Below are 18,431 nucleotides of genomic sequence, written 5' to 3'. Positions count from 1 at the left end.
TGGTAGCTTGCGCCACCTTTCTAGTTCATCTCATGCGAGATGTTCTCTTATCTGGTATTAGCTCCGGTTTCCCGGGGTTATCCCAGTCTTACAGGCAGGTTGCCCACGTGTTACTCACCCGTCCGCCGCTAGGAATTAGAAGCAAGCTTCCAATTCCTCGCTCGACTTGCATGTATTAGGCACGCCGCCAGCGTTCGTCCTGAGCCAGGATCAAACTCTCCATAGAAACTTTTAATGTTTTAGCATTTAGAGTTTCTTGTCCTGTGATTCAGCTACAGAAACATCTTCACGAGGGCATAAAAAGTTATCCTTAACTCTAATAAATTGATTAGGTCCACATTTCTGTGGTACGCTTGGCTTTTACACTGTTCAGTTTTCAAAGAGCAATCAAAGTTTCAATTAGTGTGTCGTAACAGCGACAAAATACATTTTATCATGCATTATGTTAACTTGTCAACTGTTTTTTTGTTTCTTTTTTATCGCTTATTTTAAGTCATATATTTTAAGCGACGATTTATAATTTAACATATCTATTCTATTCATGTCAATATAAAATATTTTTTTTTAATGTGTTTGGCGATTTCTTGCATATTTTGATAGTTCTTTATTTGATGCGGTTCTTGCTAACATTTTAAACACAGTATAATAACGATCTTCTATTGCATTTCTTAATGCACCATCAATCCTTTTATCACTTAAATCTAATAACATTTCATCAAGTTCTTTTTTTAACATATATTCTAATTCCCTACATTCTCTTTCATTAAATAGAAATCCTAACACATTTAATCACTCCATCTAAACTGTTTTCCCTAGTATCAATAATCTTCCATTTTTGAATAAAAAAAATACCCTAAAAATAGGGTATTTTTTTTATGGTTTTGTCTATAGATCGTATTTCTCGCCATTTATTTCAAAGCTAGCAGTAATTTGAGCATTTAAAGATTTGGATACTGAACAATAAGTTTCTTGTGTAAGCTTAACGGCTTTTCTAACTTTCTCTTCTACAAGGTTTGGACCTGTTAATTTGTAATTGATGTGTATTTTTGTAAATCTTTTTGGATGTTCTTCTGCTCTTTCAGCATCAATTTCCATATCAAAGGTCTCAATATCTTGGCGCATTTTCTTAAGAATAGAAACAACATCCATTCCTGTACATCCACCTAAACCAATAAGTACGGTTTCCATCGGTCTTGGCCCTTTGTTTTCTCCTCCTACTTGAGGAGCAGCATCTAATAAGACGGAGTGCCCTGATTGTCCAGTGCCCTCAAAAGCCATATTCCCTTTCCAAGCAACATTCATTTTCATATTTTTATCACCTCATAACAATAAATTTAATTAAGATTAGATAGGTTTGTCAACAAGTATCCTGTTAAAGTACTCTCGATGATTGCTGCTACAAACAAAATGGCAACTAGCCCTATTAGGATATAAAAGATTTGTTTTATTGTGTGCCAAAGATACAAGAAGTTATACTTTCTTTCCTGCCTTTTAAACACCTCAACACTTGCATGAAAAAAAGCAAAACCTAACTTCATTCCAAATGCTGCTGCAATGATAATAGCTGGTAATTCCAGGATTCCATGTGGTAAAATCCCCAATATTGCAAAACGAACCGTTTGACCGGCTTCCAGTAAACTTTTTAAGATATATCCAATAAATAAACCATTCATAAATAAGAGAAACATTGGATAGATTCCAAATAAAATACCTAGGGAAATCATCAAGAATGCAAGTCTCATATTATTAACAAAAATAGTGTAAATCATGTAAAATACACTATCCTTTTCTTTGATTTCTCCAACAATATTCTGCAATTGTTTAATAAGAGTTTGTATGTAAGCATTATTCTGATCAATAAAAAAATATCCAACCAACAAACTCATGAAAAATATAAGACTAGCCAATTTTATGTTTTTCTTATTCTCAATTATTGCAGCCCAAAATAATTTAAACATTTGGAACACTCCCTCTACCTTCTAATTTTTATCATATCATATTTATTCCATTTTTTCTTCATTTAAAGGTTAAGCATATCCTTGTCTCACATGCATATATATGTATATGAAACAACCAATCATTGGAGGTGAAAAAAATGAAATTTATATGGGTTTTAAGCGGAAAAAAGGTTAAACAATTTTTAGTTGTTCTTACCGCATTCCTTTTTACCATAGGTATTGTATATACTGAAAAGGAAAGCATTACTGTCTTTACCAACAGTGACGACCCAAAAGCACTTTATAGTGTAAATACAAAAAATAAACAAGTTGCTTTAACCTTTGATATTAGTTGGGGTGAGGAAGTTCCTGTTCCTATCTTAAATATCTTAGACCAACAAGGACTAAAAGGTAAAGTCACCTTCTTTTTATCCTCACCATGGAGCGAAAAACATCAAGACATTGTAAAAAGAATAGCTGATAGCGGTTATGAGATTGGAAGTCATGGCCACAAACATGTAAATTATAGTGAGTTGACTGATCAAGAGATTGAAAGTCAAATTCTAAAAGCAGAATCGATTTTAGAAAACCTTACTGGGCAAAAACCAACTTTAATTCGTACACCAAATGGAGATTTTGATAAGCGAGTCTTAAGAATTGCCGATCGTTTAGGCTATACTGTAGTTCAATGGGATACAGATTCAAGAGATTGGATGAAACCGGGCGTAAACGAAATTGTCAAAAGAGTAACAGAAAGAGTGCATCCCGGAGATATCATTTTAATGCATGCTAGTGATTCAGCAAAGCAATCTATTGAAGCTTTACCCATCATTATTGAAAATTTAAAAAAGCAAGGTTATACGTTTGTAACTGTTTCTGAACTTATTTCTAATGCAAAAATTAATTCAACTGAAGTTGAATAGGGTTAAAGCTAGACACGTAGGTCTAGCTTTCGTCTTTTTTAATGGTAAAATATAAGCTTCTTTTTTCTTCGTGAGCCACGCAGTATGAGAATTTGCTTCAAAACGAATCATCACTTTGTGCTTTCTTTGCTAACACCAAACCAATGTCTCCTTTAAATTCTTGGTCGCTAACTACAGACATTTCTAATCCTCGCTCTTTAACCTCTTTCATCATTTCTACTATGAATGTAGGATTAAGTTCTGCATGTAAGACCATTAGTTGAACTCTATGATCCTTCAGATTTTCTTTTATTTTTTTCATAATTGAGGAATGCTTTAACTCGTCGAACCTATATGTATATAGTATATTTCCTAGGTTTTGGCCTAATAAATTAGCCTTTTCTTTATCAAAAAACACTTTATTATCGTTTGCTATTATTCTTTCGATTCCTGTTCTTTTTTCGATTTGATGCATGGTTTCTAGAAGAAAATCATCTTCAACTTGTGATATATTTTTCTCATTTTCTTTGTCCATTTCTTTTTTCACCAACCTCTTTCTACAATATTTTTTTTCATAAAATTTTAGCTTTTAAGGCATATTATAGGTAAGGATACGATTAGGAGGGGTGTGTTTTGGTCACTCATAGATATTATAAAATTTACACCTATTTTACCTTTTTACTCATAACTTTAATCTTATTAAGCGGTTGTAATGCTTTTCGAAAATCTGAGTCTTCCTCAATGCCCAATTATAAAGAATTAAAACAAATGGTAGTGGATATTCTGCAAACAGAGGATGGCAAAAAAGCTGTTGCAGAGGCTCTTAATGACCAAGAAACGAAAAAGAAAATGACCTTAAACACTGATGATGTTCAGAAAATTATCCAAAATGAAGTTTTATCCCCTGAGAATAAAGCAAAATTGAAAAAGATGTATGAAGATCCCAAATTCGCCTCTGAATTAGGAAAGACACTTAAAAAGGAAAATGAGAAAATTTTAAAGGATTTAATGAAAGACCCTGATTATCGGAAAATGGTTATTGAAACAATGAAAGACCCTGAATTTGAAAAAATGATAATGGATGTAATGAAATCAAATGCATATCGTCGGCAAATGATGCTTGTTATCAAAGATTCTTTAGAAAGTCCTATGTTCCAAGATGATTTGCTTAAATTGATGGAAAAAGCAAATGAGGAAGCTTTAAAACCTGAAAAAGAGAAGGGTAAGAAAAAAGAAGATACAGGAAAAACGGGTGAAGAACAATCCCAGTAAGTGAATAAAATATAAAAGGCCTTCTAACTAAACGTTTGGGTAGAAGGCCTCTACATAGCGAATACAATATTACGCTTTTTCAATTATTTTTTGAGCCAATTGTTGATAGATTTCTCCAGTAACACTTCCCTGAGGATAGACAGATGGAGCAAATTCTTCCTCGTCTTCACGGTCAGGTGCCCCAATTGGGATTTGTGCAATCAATTCGGTATTTAATTCTTCGGCAAGTTTCCTTCCGCCATCTTTTCCAAAGATATATTCCCTTTTGCCTGATTCACATTCAAAATAAGACATGTTTTCTACTACACCAATAATTTCATGATTTGTTTTTAAAGCCATTGTGCCTGCTCTAGCTGCTACAAATGCTGCCGTAGCATGAGGTGTAGTTACAATAATTTCTTTACTTTGGGGAATGGTACTATGCACATCTAATGCCATATCACCTGTACCTGGTGGCAAGTCTAAGACAAGATAATCTAACTCTCCCCAATGGACTTCTTCGAAAAAGTTCTTTAACATTTTACCAAGCATAGGTCCACGCCAAATAACAGGTGTGTTGTCCTCAACGAAAAATCCCATCGACATGACCCTAACTCCAAAACGTTCTACTGGCAAAATCACGTTATCAATTACAGTAGGTCTAAATTCAATCCCCATCATGTCAGGCACGCTAAAGCCATAGATATCAGCATCAATTAATCCAACTTTCTTTCCGGTTCTTGCCAAAGCAACTGCTAAATTAACGGAAACAGTTGATTTCCCTACCCCACCTTTACCACTCGTGACTGCGATAAATTTCGTCTTAGAATCAGGAGCTAATAATGGTGAACCTTTTTGCGGATTTAATGAAACCGTATTCTTATTTCCATGTAATTTTTCTGCTAGAGCAGTTCTTTCCTCATCAGTCATTGAGCCGAAAGTCAAATCCACTTCTTTTGCACCGATTGCCTTTAATGCTTTTTCGACATCTTGTCCAATTGTTGCCTTTAATGGACATCCTTGTATGGTTAATACAATCTCTAACCGAACATGATCCTCATTTATTTCGATGTTGCGCACCATATCAAGTTCAACAACACTTCGATGGATCTCTGGATCTTCAACGCCTTTTAAGGCCTCAAGGATTTGTTCCTTTGTAATCATGTTGGCACCCCGCTTTACTTTTACAGTTTTTCATAGTACAAACTTTATTATAGCATAAAATATTCCCCTCGTAGTGAGTGATTTTTATTCTGCAGGAACGTCATCACCTGAATAGTATCTTAATATTCCCTGATAAATAGCGAAAGCGATTTTCTGCTGGTATTCTGTTTGATTTAATAAAGCTGCTTCTGTAGGATTTGATAAGAATCCAACCTCTACCATGGTGGAAGGAATATTCGCATATTTTAATACCATAATATCGTTACGGGGTAGGGCAACACGATCTGTATTTTTTAGGTTGATCCTTAATTGCTCTTGGATTAACCTAGACATTTGTTCATTTTCACTTCGAATTGGATAATAAAAGGTTTGTGCCCCATGCCATTTTTCTGAAGGTATACTATTTAAATGGATACTAATAAAAAAGTCTGCATCACTATCATTCGTTAATCTCACTCTATTTTGTAGATCCTCAAGTTTTCGATTAGCGATTCCTCTTGTATGTTCATCTGCCAAATCAACATCTGATTCTCTTGTCATGATCACTAATGCTCCAGCCTCATTTAAATAATCCTGTAGATATTTTGTGATTTTCAGGGTGATATTCTTTTCAACGATACCATCTTTACTGACTGCACCTCCATCAGGGCCACCATGTCCAGCATCTAAAATAAGGATTTTCCCTGATAACGGAAGGGACCATACAAACCATGAATCATTTATAGGCACATCATACAACATGATTGTAATTAGCAAAACAAGTGCTAAAATAAAGCTTACGATTTTCATTTTTAACATCGATTTTCCCCCTTGCTATCTTTCTTCCCTTTCATAATGTATGGGACGAGTTAGGGGTTTATGACAAAAAAGAAAAGCACCCAAAAAAATGAGTGCTTTTGAAATCGAAAAAAATTAACGTTTAGAGAATTGTGGTGCACGACGAGCAGCTTTGAGACCGTATTTTTTACGCTCTTTCATACGTGGATCACGAGTTAAGAATCCTGCCTTCTTTAATGTAGGGCGATACTGAGAATCTACTTTTAGTAATGCCCTAGCGATTCCATGACGAATCGCTCCCGCTTGACCAGTAAATCCGCCACCTCGAACATTTACTAAAACATCATAGGCATTGGTTGTATCTGTTGCAACCAATGGTTGTTTTACAATTAATTTTAATGTTTCTAAGCCAAAATAATCATCTAAATTGCGTTTATTGATAATGATTTGACCGTCCCCAGGTACCAAACGTACACGGGCTACAGAATGCTTACGACGACCTGTACCATAGTATTGAACTTGTGCCACAAGCTAAACCTCCTTATTAGCCTCTAATTTCCCAAACTTCTGGTTGTTGTGCTTGATGTGGATGTTCTGATCCTGCATAAACTTTTAATTTCATACCTTGTTTACGACCTAATGAACCTTTTGGTAACATACCTTTTACCGCAAGTTCAATCATTTGTTCTGGTTTATTCTTAACCATATCAGCAGCAACTGTTACTTTTAAACCACCTGGATAACCTGAATGACGGTAGTATTTTTTGCTTTGCATCTTCTTACCGGTTAATTCAACTTTACCAGCATTAATAATGATTACAAAGTCTCCCGTATCTACGTGTGGGGTAAATTGTGGTTTATGTTTACCGCGAAGGATTGTTGCAGCTTCAGTAGCTAAGCGACCAAGTGTTTTACCTTCAGCGTCGATAATGTACCATTTACGTTCAACTTCGTTAGGTTTTGCCATGTATGTGGTACGCATCGTTTTCCCTCCTAATCTATTACAAATCATCTTTATCCATTATACAAATTCATAGTTGTTCTGATTTTATTTTAAGACCCGGGGCTAGTGGGTTTTAAAATACCAAAGAATATAATACTATACTCAATCATAAGAGTCAAGGATTTTATACGCGAGGTTCTGTTGTCTAATATTGGACATCCCAAAGTGTAAGTCCCTTTGCTGGCGCTGTTAAACCTGCTAATGATCGATTCTTTTTTTCGAAAAGTTCCATTACTTCTTCTGGATCCATTTTATTTCTGCCGACCTCAACCAATGTTCCCACCACGATTCGAACCATATTATACAAAAAACCATTACCTGTAATCTGAAAATAGATTTCATTTTCCTTCTTCCAAAGATCTGCGGCATAAATTTTCCTTACTTTATTTTCGACAGTGGTTTTTGCTGAAGAAAAAGCAGTAAAATCATGTTCCCCTATAAATACTTTGCTTACTGCTTTCATTTTTTCCACATCCAGTGGGTATGGATAATGCCAGGTGTAATGCCGGCGAAATATGTTTACGTATGTATGATGATAGATAGAATATCTGTATGTCTTTTGTCTTACGTCAAACCGAGAATGAAATTCTAATGGGACCTCACTAGCAGAATTGACAACAATATCTTCTGGCAAAAGAGCATTTAGTGCAACAGGCCATTTAGATAAGGGCATCGAGTGGTTAATCTTAAAATTACAAACTTGTTTTTTTGCATGTACTCCTGCATCTGTTCTTCCCGATCCAATAATCTTAACTGGTTGGTTAGTCAGTCTTTGCAATGCATCTTCTAATTCTCCTTGTATCGTTCGTTGATTTGGTTGGACTTGAAACCCATGGAAAGCTGTCCCATCATAACTAACTTCTAGTTTAATATTCTTTATTTCTTCCATCTAAGAACCCCTCAAACTGTTATCATTAAAATAAATAGGAGAAGGAAAATGAACATAAGTAAAAGATCCCTCCATGTAAATACAGACACTCTTAACCTTGTTCTACCTTTTCCACCTCGATAGCCTCTGGCCTCCATAGCAATTGCTAATTCATCTGCACGTTTAAATGCACTGATAAATAATGGAATGATGATTGCCACCATATTTCTTACTCGTTTATGAATTGGACCAGATTCAAAATTTGCGCCTCTGGCTGTTTGGGCTTTTATAATTTTGTCTGTTTCATCAAGTAAAGTTGGAATAAAGCGAAGTGATATAGACATCATTAAAGCCAATTCATGTACAGGTACCTTTAAAAAAGTGAAAGGATACATCAATCTTTCAAGTCCCATAGTTAAATCTATCGGAGATGTGGTTAAGGTTAAAATAGTCGCAGTTAAGACAAGAAGAAGCAATCTTATCGAAATATAAATCGCTTGTTTTACCCCCTCTTCATAAATGGTTAACCAGTACCACTGAAATAAAAGGTTACCCCCTTTTGTCATGGATAGATGGAGAATAATCGTTAATATAATCATCCAAAAGATAGGGAGTAATCCTTTAAAATAATAAGAGAAAGGAATACGTGAAAGAATAACTCCTGATAAAATAGTTAAGATGAGAACGAAATAGCTTGTTAGATCCTTGGCAAGAAAAACAAGGATAATAAATAAAAACGTAAAAATAAGCTTTGATCTTGGGTCAAGTCGATGTAAAAATGAGTGATTCGGTATGAATTGTCCGATAATCATGTATTGAGATAGACTCATACTTTTTTCCCCTTCAATAGCCAATCGATTAAATATTCTTCTAATTCTTCCCTAGAAAAACAATCAAGGGGGATAGGCGGATTTATTTTCTGGTTTAATCGTTGAATAAATTTCGTGATATCAGGAATATCAAGGCCTATTTGCTGTAGACGTTCTTCTTCCTTAAAAATTTCCTTAGGGGTTCCCTCTAATATGATCTTTCCTTGATTCAACACAATAAGACGTTCAACCATATTTGCAATATCATCCATACTATGTGAAACCAAGATTGTTGTTATTTCTCTGGACTGATGTAATTCTTTAATCATGTTGAGAATTTCTTTTCGCCCTTTTGGATCTAAACCTGCAGTTGGCTCATCTAAGATTAATATTTTAGGTTGAAAGGCAATGACTCCTGCGATTGCAACTCTTCTCATTTGTCCCCCACTTAGTTCAAAAGGGGAACGTTTTGCAAATTGTTCATAGTCTAGTCCTACTTCTTTCATTGCTTCTTTTACACGTATTGCTATAAGCTCCTCTGGAAAGTCAAAATTTCGGAGTGCAAAAGAAATATCCTTTTCAACGTTTTCTTCAAATAATTGATGTTCAGGGTATTGAAAAACCACCCCAATCTTATTCCTAATTGGTGATAGATTTTTCCTTTTGGATGACCACGCTAAATCTCCTACTTTGATTGTTCCATTTGTGGGAAGGATGAGTCCACTTATCAGTTGAATCAGTGTCGACTTACCTGATCCAGTATGTCCGATAACACCAATGATCGATCCGCTCTTTATCGTTAGATTTACTTCTTGTAAAGCAATTTTCTCAAAAGGAGTATTTTTCATATAAGTGACAGAAACATCTTTTAACGTAATGTCCATAATGCCTCAATAAACTCCTCTTCTCTTACAAGATCGGTATGAAATGAATATCCTTTTTCTTTAAGTCTATGAGCTAAATCAACGGCAATCGGTACATCTAACCCTGTTTCTTCCAAAAGATCTTTTTTAGACAAAATCTCTTTAGGGGATCCATCTGCAATTATATATCCTCGATCCATGATGAGAATCCGATCAGCCAATAAGGCTTCTTGAACAAAATGAGTAATATGAAGAATGGTAATTCCTTCTTCCTCATTTAATTGTTTTGCCACTTTGAGGACTTCGGCTCTTCCTATTGGATCAAGCATGGATGTCGCTTCATCAAAGATAATCACTTTAGGTTTCATCGCAATGATGCCAGCAATCGCTACTTTTTGTTTTTGGCCTCCAGAAAGATGGTGAGGTTCTGTGTGTTTATATTCTTCTAGATTCACCTTCTGTAAAGCATCTTCAACCCTTTTTGCCATTTCACTTGATTCGATCCCCTGATTTTCTAATCCAAAAGCAACATCTTCTTCGACCGTACTTGCGACAATTTGATTATCAGGGTTTTGAAAGACAACTCCAACATGTTGCCTAATATGCCAAATCAAATCCTCATTCTTTGTGTCGATTTGGTCTACGATCACTACGCCATCTGTAGGATGTAATATTCCATTTAGACATTTAGCTAATGTAGACTTTCCAGAACCATTTGGGCCTAATATCGTGATAAACTGTCCCTCAAAAAGATTTGTAGTTAAATTGTTTAATACCCTTTCTGCATTCTTATACTGAAAGGAAAGATTCCTAAGTTGGATGATTGGTTGCATGTTTTCTGCCTCCAAAGTTAAAAAACTTTCTAAAATCATAAAGAAAAAAGGGCATTGAATCAGAATCAAATGATTCTGCCCTCACCCTTTTCTTTCATCATTATTCTACTAATTCTAAATATACCATAGGTGCTGCGTCCCCGCGGCGAGGCCCAATCTTTAAAATACGTGTATATCCCCCTTGACGTTCAGCAAATCGAGGAGCAATTTCACTAAATAGTTTTTGAACTGCATCCTGACCACTTTCACGATAAGCTACTTCTTTTCGAACATATTCTGCAACTTGACGTCTTGCATGTAAATCGCCACGTTTTGCAAGAGTAATCAATTTTTCAGCAATTGAACGAACTTCTTTCGCCTTTGATTCAGTGGTTTCAATACGTTCATTAATAATTAAATCAGTCACGAGATCACGGAACAGTGCCTTACGTGCTGCTGAATTACGACCAAGTTTTGCGTATGCCATCCCTTGTCCCTCCTTTATTCAGTTCACAATTTCTACTCTTCTTTTTTAAGTTCAAGTCCAAGTTCAAGCAACTTTTGTTGAACTTCTTCCAGTGATTTGCGCCCAAGATTACGGACCTTCATCATATCTTCTTCTGTTTTCGTAGTTAATTCCTGCACGGTATTGATACCAGCACGTTTCAAGCAGTTATAGGAACGAACTGAAAGATCCAATTCTTCAATGGTCATCTCAAGAACCTTTTCTTTTTGGTCTTCTTCTTTTTCTACCATAATTTCCGCTTCTTTTGCTTCTTCAGTTAAGCCAACGAATAAATTGAGATGTTCTGTTAAGATCTTTGCTCCTAAACTAACAGCCTCTTCTGGATGAATACTGCCATCAGTCCATACTTCTAAAGTTAACTTATCATAGTTTGTAACCTGACCTACACGAGTGTTATCTACTGTATAATTAACCCTTGTAATCGGAGTATAAATGGAATCGACTGGAATAACTCCAATCGGTTGATCTTCCCTTTTATTCCTGTCCGCTGGAACATAACCACGACCACGGTTCGCATGAATTCTCATATGAAATCTTGAATTTTCATCGACCGTAGCAATATGAAGATCAGGGTTTAGAATCTCAACATCACTATCTGCACGAATATCAGCAGCAGTGATATCCCCACCACCATCAACATCAATTTCAAGAACTTTCTCTTCATCAGAGTGAATCTTTAAGGAAAGCTTCTTAAGGTTTAATATAATCTCTGATGTATCTTCAACGACACCAGGAATTGTAGAAAATTCATGAAGAACACCATCGATTTGAATAGAGGTTACAGCAGCACCTGGCAAAGAAGAAAGAAGAATTCGTCTTAGAGAATTACCAAGTGTTGTACCATATCCTCGTTCTAAAGGCTCTACTACAATTTTCCCGTAAGTAGATTCTGAATTAATTTCTACGACTTCAATTCTAGGCTTTTCGATTTCGATCATTTATCTAAACCCTCCTTCAAAACGTCCATTTCAATGGCAACCACGATATTCGAGGGTAAGGTACCAAAAAAGAACAATCGGTGGTACCGTTTATTAACCTAACCATGTTCTAAAATAAGTAGATCTAGTTGAGAGAGTACATACTTACCCTATCTTACCATTCTATTATTCACATGTTCAGGCAATCTATACATCTATTGGTAAAAATATCACTAGACACGACGACGTTTTGGTGGACGGCAACCGTTATGAGGTATCGGCGTGACATCTTTAATCATATTAACCTCTAGTCCAGCTGCTTGTAAGGAGCGAATAGCTGCCTCACGTCCAGCACCAGGACCTTTAACTAATACTTCAACAGTTTTCATGCCATGCTCCATTGCTGTTTTGGCAGCTGCTTCAGCAGCCATTTGTGCAGCAAAAGGGGTACTTTTTCTTGAACCTTTAAACCCAAGTGCACCTGCACTACTCCAAGAAATTGCATTACCATGTGTATCAGTGATGGTAACAATGGTGTTGTTAAAAGTAGACTTAATATGTGCTACTCCTGACTCAATATTTTTACGATCGCGCCTTTTTGTACGAGTTGTGGTTTTTCTTGTAGCCATTTCGTCATCCCTCCTTACTTCTTCTTGTTCGCTACGGTACGACGTGGACCTTTACGTGTACGTGCATTGGTTTTAGATTTTTGACCACGGACAGGTAATCCACGACGATGACGAATGCCTCGATATGAACCAATTTCAATTAGGCGCTTAATATTAAGAGCCACCTCACGTCGCAGATCTCCCTCAACCTTAACGTTTTTGTCGATAATTTCACGTAATTTTGCTACTTCATCTTCTGTTAAATCACGTACTCTAGTATCTGGATTGATTCCTGTTTCAGTTAAAAGTTTTTTGGATGTTTGAATACCAATACCATAAATATAGGTTAATGCAACTTCTACTCGTTTATCACGAGGTAAGTCTACACCTGCAATACGTGCCATTTAACACACCTCCTTGAATTAACCTTGTTTTTGTTTGTGTTTTGGGTTTTCACAAATGACCATGACTGTGCCTTTACGACGAATAACTTTGCACTTTTCACAGATTGGTTTGACGGATGGTCTAACCTTCATGTTTATAACCTCCTTATGTGCAAACAAATACCTACTTATAACGATACGTAATCCGACCACGTGTCAAATCATAAGGTGATAATTCTACAGTAACTTTATCACCAGGTAAGATCCTAATAAAATGCATTCTAATTTTCCCTGAAACGTGAGCCAAAATTTTGTGACCATTTTCTAATTGGACTCGAAACATTGCATTAGGAAGAGGTTCAATCACTGTACCCTCAACTTCAATCACATCATCTTTAGCCATTTTCATTCTCCTTTCTCTTCATCCAAAGGCAAGCGGTTTGAAAGATAATCCTGCAAGACATATCGTAATTTTGCATTTGTCACTTTGCCGTTTTTATCTAGAGAATCTACTATTTCTTTAGAAATATATCCAGTTGCTCGTATATGGCGAATGTTTTTCCTTTTTGGTTGGTCAAACTTACGTTTATCACCATCTGCAATGAATATATACCGATCGTTTTCTTTCCCAATAATAACCCCGTATTTCCCTTTTTCGCGTCCTGTTAAAATCTCAACGATTTCACCTATATTTAATAAAGGCTTTTCTTTTATCATCACTTCACCCATCATTTCGTCAAAATTTCATGACCAGACTCTGTAATGATAATCGTGTGCTCAAAATGAGCACATAATGAATGATCTTCAGTAACTACAGTCCAGCGATCAGCTAATGTTTTAACATATCGCTTTCCCATATTTACCATCGGCTCAATCGCTAATGCCATCCCTGGCTTTAGTATAGGACCTCGATTGGGTGGGCCATAATTAGGAACTTGTGGATCTTCGTGTAGATTCTGTCCAACTCCATGACCAACATATTCCCTAACAATAGAGTAACCAAAAGCCTCTACATGTTCTTGAATAGCGTGCGATATATCAGATAATCTATAGGCTGGAGTAGCCTTTTCCAGTCCTTTATATAATGATTCTTCTGTAACTTTCAATAATCGATCTGCTTCGTCAGAGATCTTCCCAACAGGATAAGTCCAAGCAGAATCACCATGATATCCCTTGTATTCTGCCCCGATATCAATACTAATGATATCTCCTTCTTTTAATACACGATCACTTGGAATACCATGAACCAATTCATCATTTACAGAAGTACATATACTTGCTGGAAATCCTCCATAACCTAAGAAAGAAGGAATGGCTCCTTTACTGCGAATGAATTCTTCTGCAATATGGTCAAGTTCTTTTGTTGTAATTCCAGGGCGAATTGCCTCTTTTAAAACTTGATGAGTCTCTGCAACAATTCGTCCAGCAATTCGCATCAGGTCAATCTCAAAATCGGATTTACGTATAATCATTACGCCTGACCTCTCAGTATTTTTTCAATTGAATGAAATACCTCATCGATCTCTTGATTACCCTCTATTGTTCGTAAGACTTGCTTATTCTGATAGTAATTCAATAATGGTTCAGTTTGCTTGATATTTACCTCAAGTCTTGTTGCGACTGTTTCTTCTTTATCATCATCACGCTGATAAAGTTCTCCGCCACATTTATCACATCTTCCCTCAATTTTAGGAGGGTTATAAATAATATGATAAGTAGCACCACATTCACGACAAATTCTACGACCAGTTAGACGATTTAATAATAGATTCTTGTCTACATCTATATTGATTACATGTTCGATCTCTTTATTCATTTCGCCAAGCATTTTATCTAGCGCTTGAGCTTGAGCTACTGTACGCGGAAAACCGTCTAGTAAAAAACCTGAGTTTGTGTCTTCTTTACTTAGACGATCTTTCACAATACCAATTACGACTTCATCGGGTACAAGCAATCCTTGATCCATATAAGACTTTGCTTCTAATCCCATTTTAGTTCCTTCTTTAATTGCGCTTCTAAACATATCTCCAGTAGAAATATGTGGGATTAGAAATTCAGCAACGATTTTTTCAGCTTGAGTTCCCTTACCTGCCCCCGGAAGACCCATGAGCACGATATTCAAAAAACATCCCTCCATCAAAATGGCCTATTTTTACTTTTTAATAAAGCCATCATAATGACGCTTGATCAGTTGTGTTTCAATTTGCTTCATTGTATCAAGCGCTACACCAATAACGATGAGTAATGAAGTTCCACCAATCCTTACAGATTGAGGTAAAGTTGTTGCAGCAGTAAAGATGACTGGTAAGATAGCAACAGCTGCTAAAAAAATAGATCCAGCTAAAGTGATTCGGTTTAACACTTTAGAAATATAGGTGGAAGTTGCCTTTCCTGGTCTAATCCCTGGAATATAACCACCATTCTTCTTCATATTCTCTGCCATTTGTATTGGATTGATTTGTACGAATGTATAGAAATAGGTAAATCCAATAATCAATATCACATAAAGAAACATTCCAAATGGATCAGCATAGTTAAAGTGTTTGATAAACCACTGAGCTATACCATTGTTTGGCCAAAAACTTGCGATCGTTGATGGAAACATGAGTAGAGAAAGCGCAAAGATGACCGGAATAACTCCAGCTGAGTTAACTTTAAAAGGAATGTGGCTGGATTGGCCACCGTACATTTTTCTACCTACAACACGTTTTGCATAATGAACTGGAATCTTTCTAATTCCCTGTTGAACATAAATAACGCCAACAACAATTAGAAGAATGACTAACAAGATCAATAGTAACTTAATAATATTAAGGAATAACTGATCAGTAGCCCCTTTAAATTGGGTATCATAAATCGCATAGATTCCATCAGGAATCCCCGCAATGATACCTGCAAAAATGATAATGGAAATCCCGTTGCCAATACCATTTTCTGTGATTTGTTCACCAAGCCACATTAAGAAAGCAGTTCCTGCGGTTAGCGTAATGGCAATAAGAGCATAAGTTGTGAAACTTGGATCGATGACTAAACCTGGATAAATATTGTTAAAACCAATCGATAATCCAATAGATTGGATCAACCCTAGTACAATCGTGCCATAACGGGTAACTTGAGCTAATTTTCTACGTCCTGTTTCTCCTTCTTTTGCCCACTCAACAAATTTAGGTACAACATCCATAGTTAATAGTTGGACAATGATTGACGCTGTAATATAAGGCATGATACCCATTGCAAAAATAGAAAAATTACGTAATGCTCCACCAGAAAAAGTATTTAAGAAACCAAAAATATCTCTTTCAGTTAAAGCAGTTAACGCATCAGCATTGATATTTGGTACTGGAATAAAACTTCCAATACGGAACACGACTAGCATAAGAAGAGTAAAAATGATCTTCTTACGCAAGTCGTTTACCCTAAATATGTTGGAGATCGTATTAAACATTAGATCACCTCAGTTGTACCGCCTGCAGCAGCAATTTTCTTAACAGCAGTTTCTGAAAACTTATTTGCTTTTACTGTTAGTTTTACAGTCAATTCTCCGTTGCCAAGAACCTTAATGCCATCTTTTACTTGTTTTACATACCCTTTTTCAGTCAATAACTCTGGAGTAACTACAGTACCGTCTTCAAAGTTATTAAGAAGATCTAAATTGATTATAGAGTATTCTTTGCGAGTTGGATTATTAAATCCTCGCTTTGGTAAACGACGGTATAATGGGTTTTGACCACCTTCAAAACCAGGGCGTACACCACCACCGGAACGTGCATTTTGACCTTTATGACCACGTCCAGCCGTTTTACCCGTTCCAGAACTAGTTCCACGTCCTACACGTTTGCGTGTATGACGCGCACCTTTCACTGGTTTAAGTTCATGTAACTTCATGGTAGCACCTCCTCTATCTTAAAGCATGTTATTACGCTTCTACTTCAACTACATCAAGTAAATGCTTTACTTTGTTAACCATCCCACGAATCGCAGGATTATCATTATGAATAACTGTTTGGTTAACTTTACGTAATCCCAAAGTACGAACGACTACTCTTTGTGATTCAGGACGACCTATAACGCTACGTTTGAGGGTGATTTGTAATTTTTTCTGCATCATAATCCCTCCTTATCCTAACAGTTCTTCGATCGATTTACCACGTAATTTAGCAACCTCTTCAACGCGTTTTAAACGTTTCAAACCATCAATTGTGGCATGAACCATATTGATTGAATTTGAAGAACCTAAAGATTTACTTAAGATGTCTTCAATTCCTGCTAACTCAAGTACTGCACGAACAGGTCCACCAGCAATTACTCCAGTACCTTCAGAAGCAGGTTTTAATAACACTTTACCTGCACCGAAAATTCCTGTAATAGGATGTGGAATTGTTTTGCTAGTTAATGGTATATGAATTAGGTTTTTCTTTGCATCTTCAATTCCTTTGCGGATAGCATCTGGCACTTCACTAGCTTTACCAATACCAGCACCTACCCAACCATTTTTATCACCAACGACAACCAATGCACTAAAGCTAAAGCGGCGTCCACCTTTAACAACTTTAGCTACTCGATTGATGTGAACCACTTTCTCTTGTAGATCAAGGGTATTTGGGTCAATTCGCATCTTTTTCCCTCCTTCGTATCCGATTAAAACTGAAGCCCTGCCTCACGCGCAGATTCAGCTAAAGCTTTAATTCTTCCATGATATAGATAACCACCACGATCAAATACTACTGAAACATAACCTTTTTCAACAGCACGTTTAGCTACTAGTTCACCAACTAATTTAGCAGCTTCAATATTTCCGCCGTTTTTAATTTCACCGCTAAGTTCTTTATCTAAAGTGGATGCAGAAACTAGAGTTGTTCCAGTTACATCATCAATCAATTGAGCATAAATGTTTTTAGATGAGCGAAACACGTTTAAACGAGGACGCTCTGCTGTTCCAACAATATTCTTGCGAATGCGTAAGTGTCTTCTTTTACGTATTTTATTTTTATCTTGTTTGTTAATCAACTTCAATTCACTCCCTTCGTTTGAACGAAAGTTCTATTGCTAAGTCGTTTATACAAGAAATTACTTACCTGTCTTACCAACTTTACGACGAATACGTTCATTTTCGTATTTAATCCCTTTTCCTTTATAAGGTTCAGGTTCACGGATTGAGCGGATCTTTGCAGCCATCTCACCAACACGCTCTTTATCGATTCCTTTTACAACCACTTTGTTTTGTGCAGGAACTTCTAAATCAATTCCTTCTTCAGGGAATACTTCAACAGGATGTGAATAACCTACATTCAATGTTACCTTATTACCAGACTTTGCTGCACGGTAACCTACACCAACTAATTCTAAAGTCTTTTCATATCCTTTGGTTACACCCTCAACCATGTTATTGATAATACTACGAGTAGTACCATGTAAGGCACGGTGTAGTTTGTTATCAGATGGGCGTTCAACAGTTAGTTGATTATCTTGAATAACAATCTTGATATCTTTATGAAATGATCTTGTTAAAGTTCCTTTTGGCCCTTTAACAGTCAAAATGTTTTTATCATTTGTAATTTCTACACCTGATGGAATTTCAATCGGTTTTTTACCAATACGAGACATTGTTACA

29 protein-coding genes and 1 rRNA gene are annotated in these 18,431 nt (G+C 36.2%); 2 read left to right on the top strand and 28 right to left on the bottom strand.

All coding sequences use genetic code 11. The features are described 5' to 3' along the window. The 4 genes from TEPIDINF_RS14440 to TEPIDINF_RS14425 form a co-directional block, all read right to left on the bottom strand. Nucleotides 1–226 (bottom strand): 16S ribosomal RNA (locus tag TEPIDINF_RS14440); the annotation flags it as partial. 338 nt (nt 227–564) lie between these two features. After that, complete coding sequence (locus TEPIDINF_RS14435; protein ID WP_069799531.1) at nt 565–783, bottom strand: hypothetical protein; 219 nt, start codon at nt 781–783, stop codon at nt 565–567. 102 nt (nt 784–885) lie between these two features. Then, entirely contained in the window at nt 886–1,308 is a 423-nt protein-coding gene (locus TEPIDINF_RS14430; protein ID WP_068727295.1) for an OsmC family protein, read from the bottom strand. Between the two features lie 26 nt (nt 1,309–1,334). Next, nucleotides 1,335–1,958, bottom strand: a complete 624-nt coding sequence (locus TEPIDINF_RS14425; protein WP_069799533.1) for a stage II sporulation protein M — start codon at nt 1,956–1,958, stop codon at nt 1,335–1,337. Between the two features lie 137 nt (nt 1,959–2,095). On the opposite strand from TEPIDINF_RS14425, the gene pdaB reads away from it, so the two are divergent. Then, nucleotides 2,096–2,860, top strand: coding sequence for a polysaccharide deacetylase family sporulation protein PdaB (gene pdaB / locus TEPIDINF_RS14420; protein ID WP_069799535.1), 765 nt, complete (start codon nt 2,096–2,098; stop codon nt 2,858–2,860). Nucleotides 2,861–2,957: 97 nt separating this feature from the next. Here the strand turns inward: pdaB and TEPIDINF_RS14415 are convergent, their stop codons facing one another. Beyond that, nucleotides 2,958–3,374, bottom strand: a complete 417-nt coding sequence (locus tag TEPIDINF_RS14415; RefSeq protein ID WP_421692378.1) for a DUF1694 domain-containing protein — start codon at nt 3,372–3,374, stop codon at nt 2,958–2,960. Between the two features lie 98 nt (nt 3,375–3,472). Between TEPIDINF_RS14415 and gerD the strand changes: the two genes are divergently transcribed. Next, nucleotides 3,473–4,111 (top strand): spore germination lipoprotein GerD, encoded by a 639-nt coding sequence (gene gerD, locus TEPIDINF_RS14410; RefSeq protein ID WP_084818824.1) that lies wholly within the window; start codon nt 3,473–3,475, stop codon nt 4,109–4,111. A 69-nt stretch (nt 4,112–4,180) separates the two neighbouring features. Here the strand turns inward: gerD and TEPIDINF_RS14405 are convergent, their stop codons facing one another. The 23 genes from TEPIDINF_RS14405 to rplF all read right to left on the bottom strand — a co-directional run bounded on the left by TEPIDINF_RS14405 (nt 4,181) and on the right by rplF (nt 18,424). After that, the gene (locus TEPIDINF_RS14405; protein ID WP_421692377.1) at nt 4,181–5,254 is read right to left on the bottom strand and encodes an Mrp/NBP35 family ATP-binding protein; all 1,074 of its coding nucleotides are present in this window, start codon (nt 5,252–5,254) and stop codon (nt 4,181–4,183) included. Nucleotides 5,255–5,338: 84 nt separating this feature from the next. Beyond that, the gene (cwlD, locus tag TEPIDINF_RS14400) at nt 5,339–6,052 is read right to left on the bottom strand and encodes an N-acetylmuramoyl-L-alanine amidase CwlD (protein ID WP_421692376.1); all 714 of its coding nucleotides are present in this window, start codon (nt 6,050–6,052) and stop codon (nt 5,339–5,341) included. Nucleotides 6,053–6,166: 114 nt separating this feature from the next. Further along, nucleotides 6,167–6,559, bottom strand: a complete 393-nt coding sequence (gene rpsI / locus TEPIDINF_RS14395) for a 30S ribosomal protein S9 (RefSeq protein ID WP_068727281.1) — start codon at nt 6,557–6,559, stop codon at nt 6,167–6,169. 16 nt (nt 6,560–6,575) lie between these two features. Then, nucleotides 6,576–7,013 carry a 50S ribosomal protein L13 gene (rplM, locus tag TEPIDINF_RS14390; RefSeq protein ID WP_068727279.1) on the bottom strand — a complete coding sequence of 146 codons (438 nt, stop codon included), beginning with the start codon at nt 7,011–7,013 and terminating at the stop codon, nt 6,576–6,578. 166 nt (nt 7,014–7,179) lie between these two features. After that, nucleotides 7,180–7,914 (bottom strand): tRNA pseudouridine(38-40) synthase TruA, encoded by a 735-nt coding sequence (truA, locus tag TEPIDINF_RS14385; RefSeq protein WP_068727716.1) that lies wholly within the window; start codon nt 7,912–7,914, stop codon nt 7,180–7,182. A gap of 20 nt (nt 7,915–7,934) precedes the next feature. Beyond that, nucleotides 7,935–8,732 (bottom strand): energy-coupling factor transporter transmembrane component T family protein, encoded by a 798-nt coding sequence (locus TEPIDINF_RS14380; protein ID WP_421692375.1) that lies wholly within the window; start codon nt 8,730–8,732, stop codon nt 7,935–7,937. After that, complete coding sequence (locus TEPIDINF_RS14375; protein WP_421692374.1) at nt 8,729–9,595, bottom strand: energy-coupling factor transporter ATPase; 867 nt, start codon at nt 9,593–9,595, stop codon at nt 8,729–8,731. Before TEPIDINF_RS14375 ends, TEPIDINF_RS14380 begins: the two co-directional genes overlap by 4 nt. Then, the gene (locus TEPIDINF_RS14370) at nt 9,580–10,407 is read right to left on the bottom strand and encodes an energy-coupling factor transporter ATPase (RefSeq protein ID WP_069799545.1); all 828 of its coding nucleotides are present in this window, start codon (nt 10,405–10,407) and stop codon (nt 9,580–9,582) included. The genes TEPIDINF_RS14375 and TEPIDINF_RS14370 overlap by 16 nt, the downstream gene beginning before the upstream one ends. A gap of 100 nt (nt 10,408–10,507) precedes the next feature. After that, a complete protein-coding gene (gene rplQ, locus TEPIDINF_RS14365) occupies nt 10,508–10,873 on the bottom strand; it encodes a 50S ribosomal protein L17 (protein WP_421692373.1) in 366 nt (121 codons plus the stop codon). A gap of 32 nt (nt 10,874–10,905) precedes the next feature. Continuing rightward, entirely contained in the window at nt 10,906–11,850 is a 945-nt protein-coding gene (locus TEPIDINF_RS14360) for a DNA-directed RNA polymerase subunit alpha (protein ID WP_068727267.1), read from the bottom strand. Nucleotides 11,851–12,062: 212 nt separating this feature from the next. Next, nucleotides 12,063–12,458, bottom strand: coding sequence for a 30S ribosomal protein S11 (gene rpsK, locus TEPIDINF_RS14355; protein WP_068727264.1), 396 nt, complete (start codon nt 12,456–12,458; stop codon nt 12,063–12,065). A 14-nt stretch (nt 12,459–12,472) separates the two neighbouring features. Further along, a complete protein-coding gene (gene rpsM / locus TEPIDINF_RS14350) occupies nt 12,473–12,841 on the bottom strand; it encodes a 30S ribosomal protein S13 (protein ID WP_069799547.1) in 369 nt (122 codons plus the stop codon). Nucleotides 12,842–12,859: 18 nt separating this feature from the next. Beyond that, a complete protein-coding gene (gene rpmJ / locus TEPIDINF_RS14345; RefSeq protein ID WP_003322638.1) occupies nt 12,860–12,973 on the bottom strand; it encodes a 50S ribosomal protein L36 in 114 nt (37 codons plus the stop codon). A gap of 31 nt (nt 12,974–13,004) precedes the next feature. After that, complete coding sequence (infA, locus tag TEPIDINF_RS14340) at nt 13,005–13,223, bottom strand: translation initiation factor IF-1 (RefSeq protein WP_068727259.1); 219 nt, start codon at nt 13,221–13,223, stop codon at nt 13,005–13,007. A gap of 2 nt (nt 13,224–13,225) precedes the next feature. Continuing rightward, nucleotides 13,226–13,537, bottom strand: a complete 312-nt coding sequence (locus TEPIDINF_RS14335; RefSeq protein ID WP_069799596.1) for a KOW domain-containing RNA-binding protein — start codon at nt 13,535–13,537, stop codon at nt 13,226–13,228. 11 nt (nt 13,538–13,548) lie between these two features. Beyond that, nucleotides 13,549–14,292: a type I methionyl aminopeptidase gene (gene map, locus TEPIDINF_RS14330; protein WP_068727257.1), complete on the bottom strand. Its 744-nt coding sequence runs from the start codon at nt 14,290–14,292 to the stop codon at nt 13,549–13,551. Continuing rightward, nucleotides 14,292–14,942 (bottom strand): adenylate kinase, encoded by a 651-nt coding sequence (locus tag TEPIDINF_RS14325; protein WP_069799549.1) that lies wholly within the window; start codon nt 14,940–14,942, stop codon nt 14,292–14,294. The genes map and TEPIDINF_RS14325 overlap by 1 nt, the downstream gene beginning before the upstream one ends. 30 nt (nt 14,943–14,972) lie before the next feature. Then, on the bottom strand, nt 14,973–16,265 hold the full coding sequence (gene secY, locus TEPIDINF_RS14320; RefSeq protein WP_068727253.1) for a preprotein translocase subunit SecY: 1,293 nt from the start codon (nt 16,263–16,265) through the stop codon (nt 14,973–14,975). Next, nucleotides 16,265–16,705 carry a 50S ribosomal protein L15 gene (gene rplO / locus TEPIDINF_RS14315; protein ID WP_068727250.1) on the bottom strand — a complete coding sequence of 147 codons (441 nt, stop codon included), beginning with the start codon at nt 16,703–16,705 and terminating at the stop codon, nt 16,265–16,267. The genes secY and rplO overlap by 1 nt, the downstream gene beginning before the upstream one ends. 31 nt (nt 16,706–16,736) lie before the next feature. After that, on the bottom strand, nt 16,737–16,925 hold the full coding sequence (gene rpmD, locus TEPIDINF_RS14310) for a 50S ribosomal protein L30 (RefSeq protein ID WP_421692379.1): 189 nt from the start codon (nt 16,923–16,925) through the stop codon (nt 16,737–16,739). A gap of 12 nt (nt 16,926–16,937) precedes the next feature. Continuing rightward, the gene (rpsE, locus tag TEPIDINF_RS14305; protein WP_068727245.1) at nt 16,938–17,435 is read right to left on the bottom strand and encodes a 30S ribosomal protein S5; all 498 of its coding nucleotides are present in this window, start codon (nt 17,433–17,435) and stop codon (nt 16,938–16,940) included. A gap of 23 nt (nt 17,436–17,458) precedes the next feature. Continuing rightward, nucleotides 17,459–17,827 (bottom strand): 50S ribosomal protein L18, encoded by a 369-nt coding sequence (rplR, locus tag TEPIDINF_RS14300; protein WP_082732548.1) that lies wholly within the window; start codon nt 17,825–17,827, stop codon nt 17,459–17,461. Nucleotides 17,828–17,887: 60 nt separating this feature from the next. Then, nucleotides 17,888–18,424 carry a 50S ribosomal protein L6 gene (gene rplF / locus TEPIDINF_RS14295; RefSeq protein WP_421692372.1) on the bottom strand — a complete coding sequence of 179 codons (537 nt, stop codon included), beginning with the start codon at nt 18,422–18,424 and terminating at the stop codon, nt 17,888–17,890. Nucleotides 18,425–18,431 lie beyond the last annotated feature (7 nt).

Origin of the sequence: Tepidibacillus infernus (assembly GCF_048898065.1) — a bacterium.
Classification (GTDB): Bacteria; Bacillota; Bacilli; order Tepidibacillales; family Tepidibacillaceae; genus Tepidibacillus_B; species Tepidibacillus_B infernus.
This window is presented reverse-complemented; position numbering and strand designations above follow the sequence as displayed.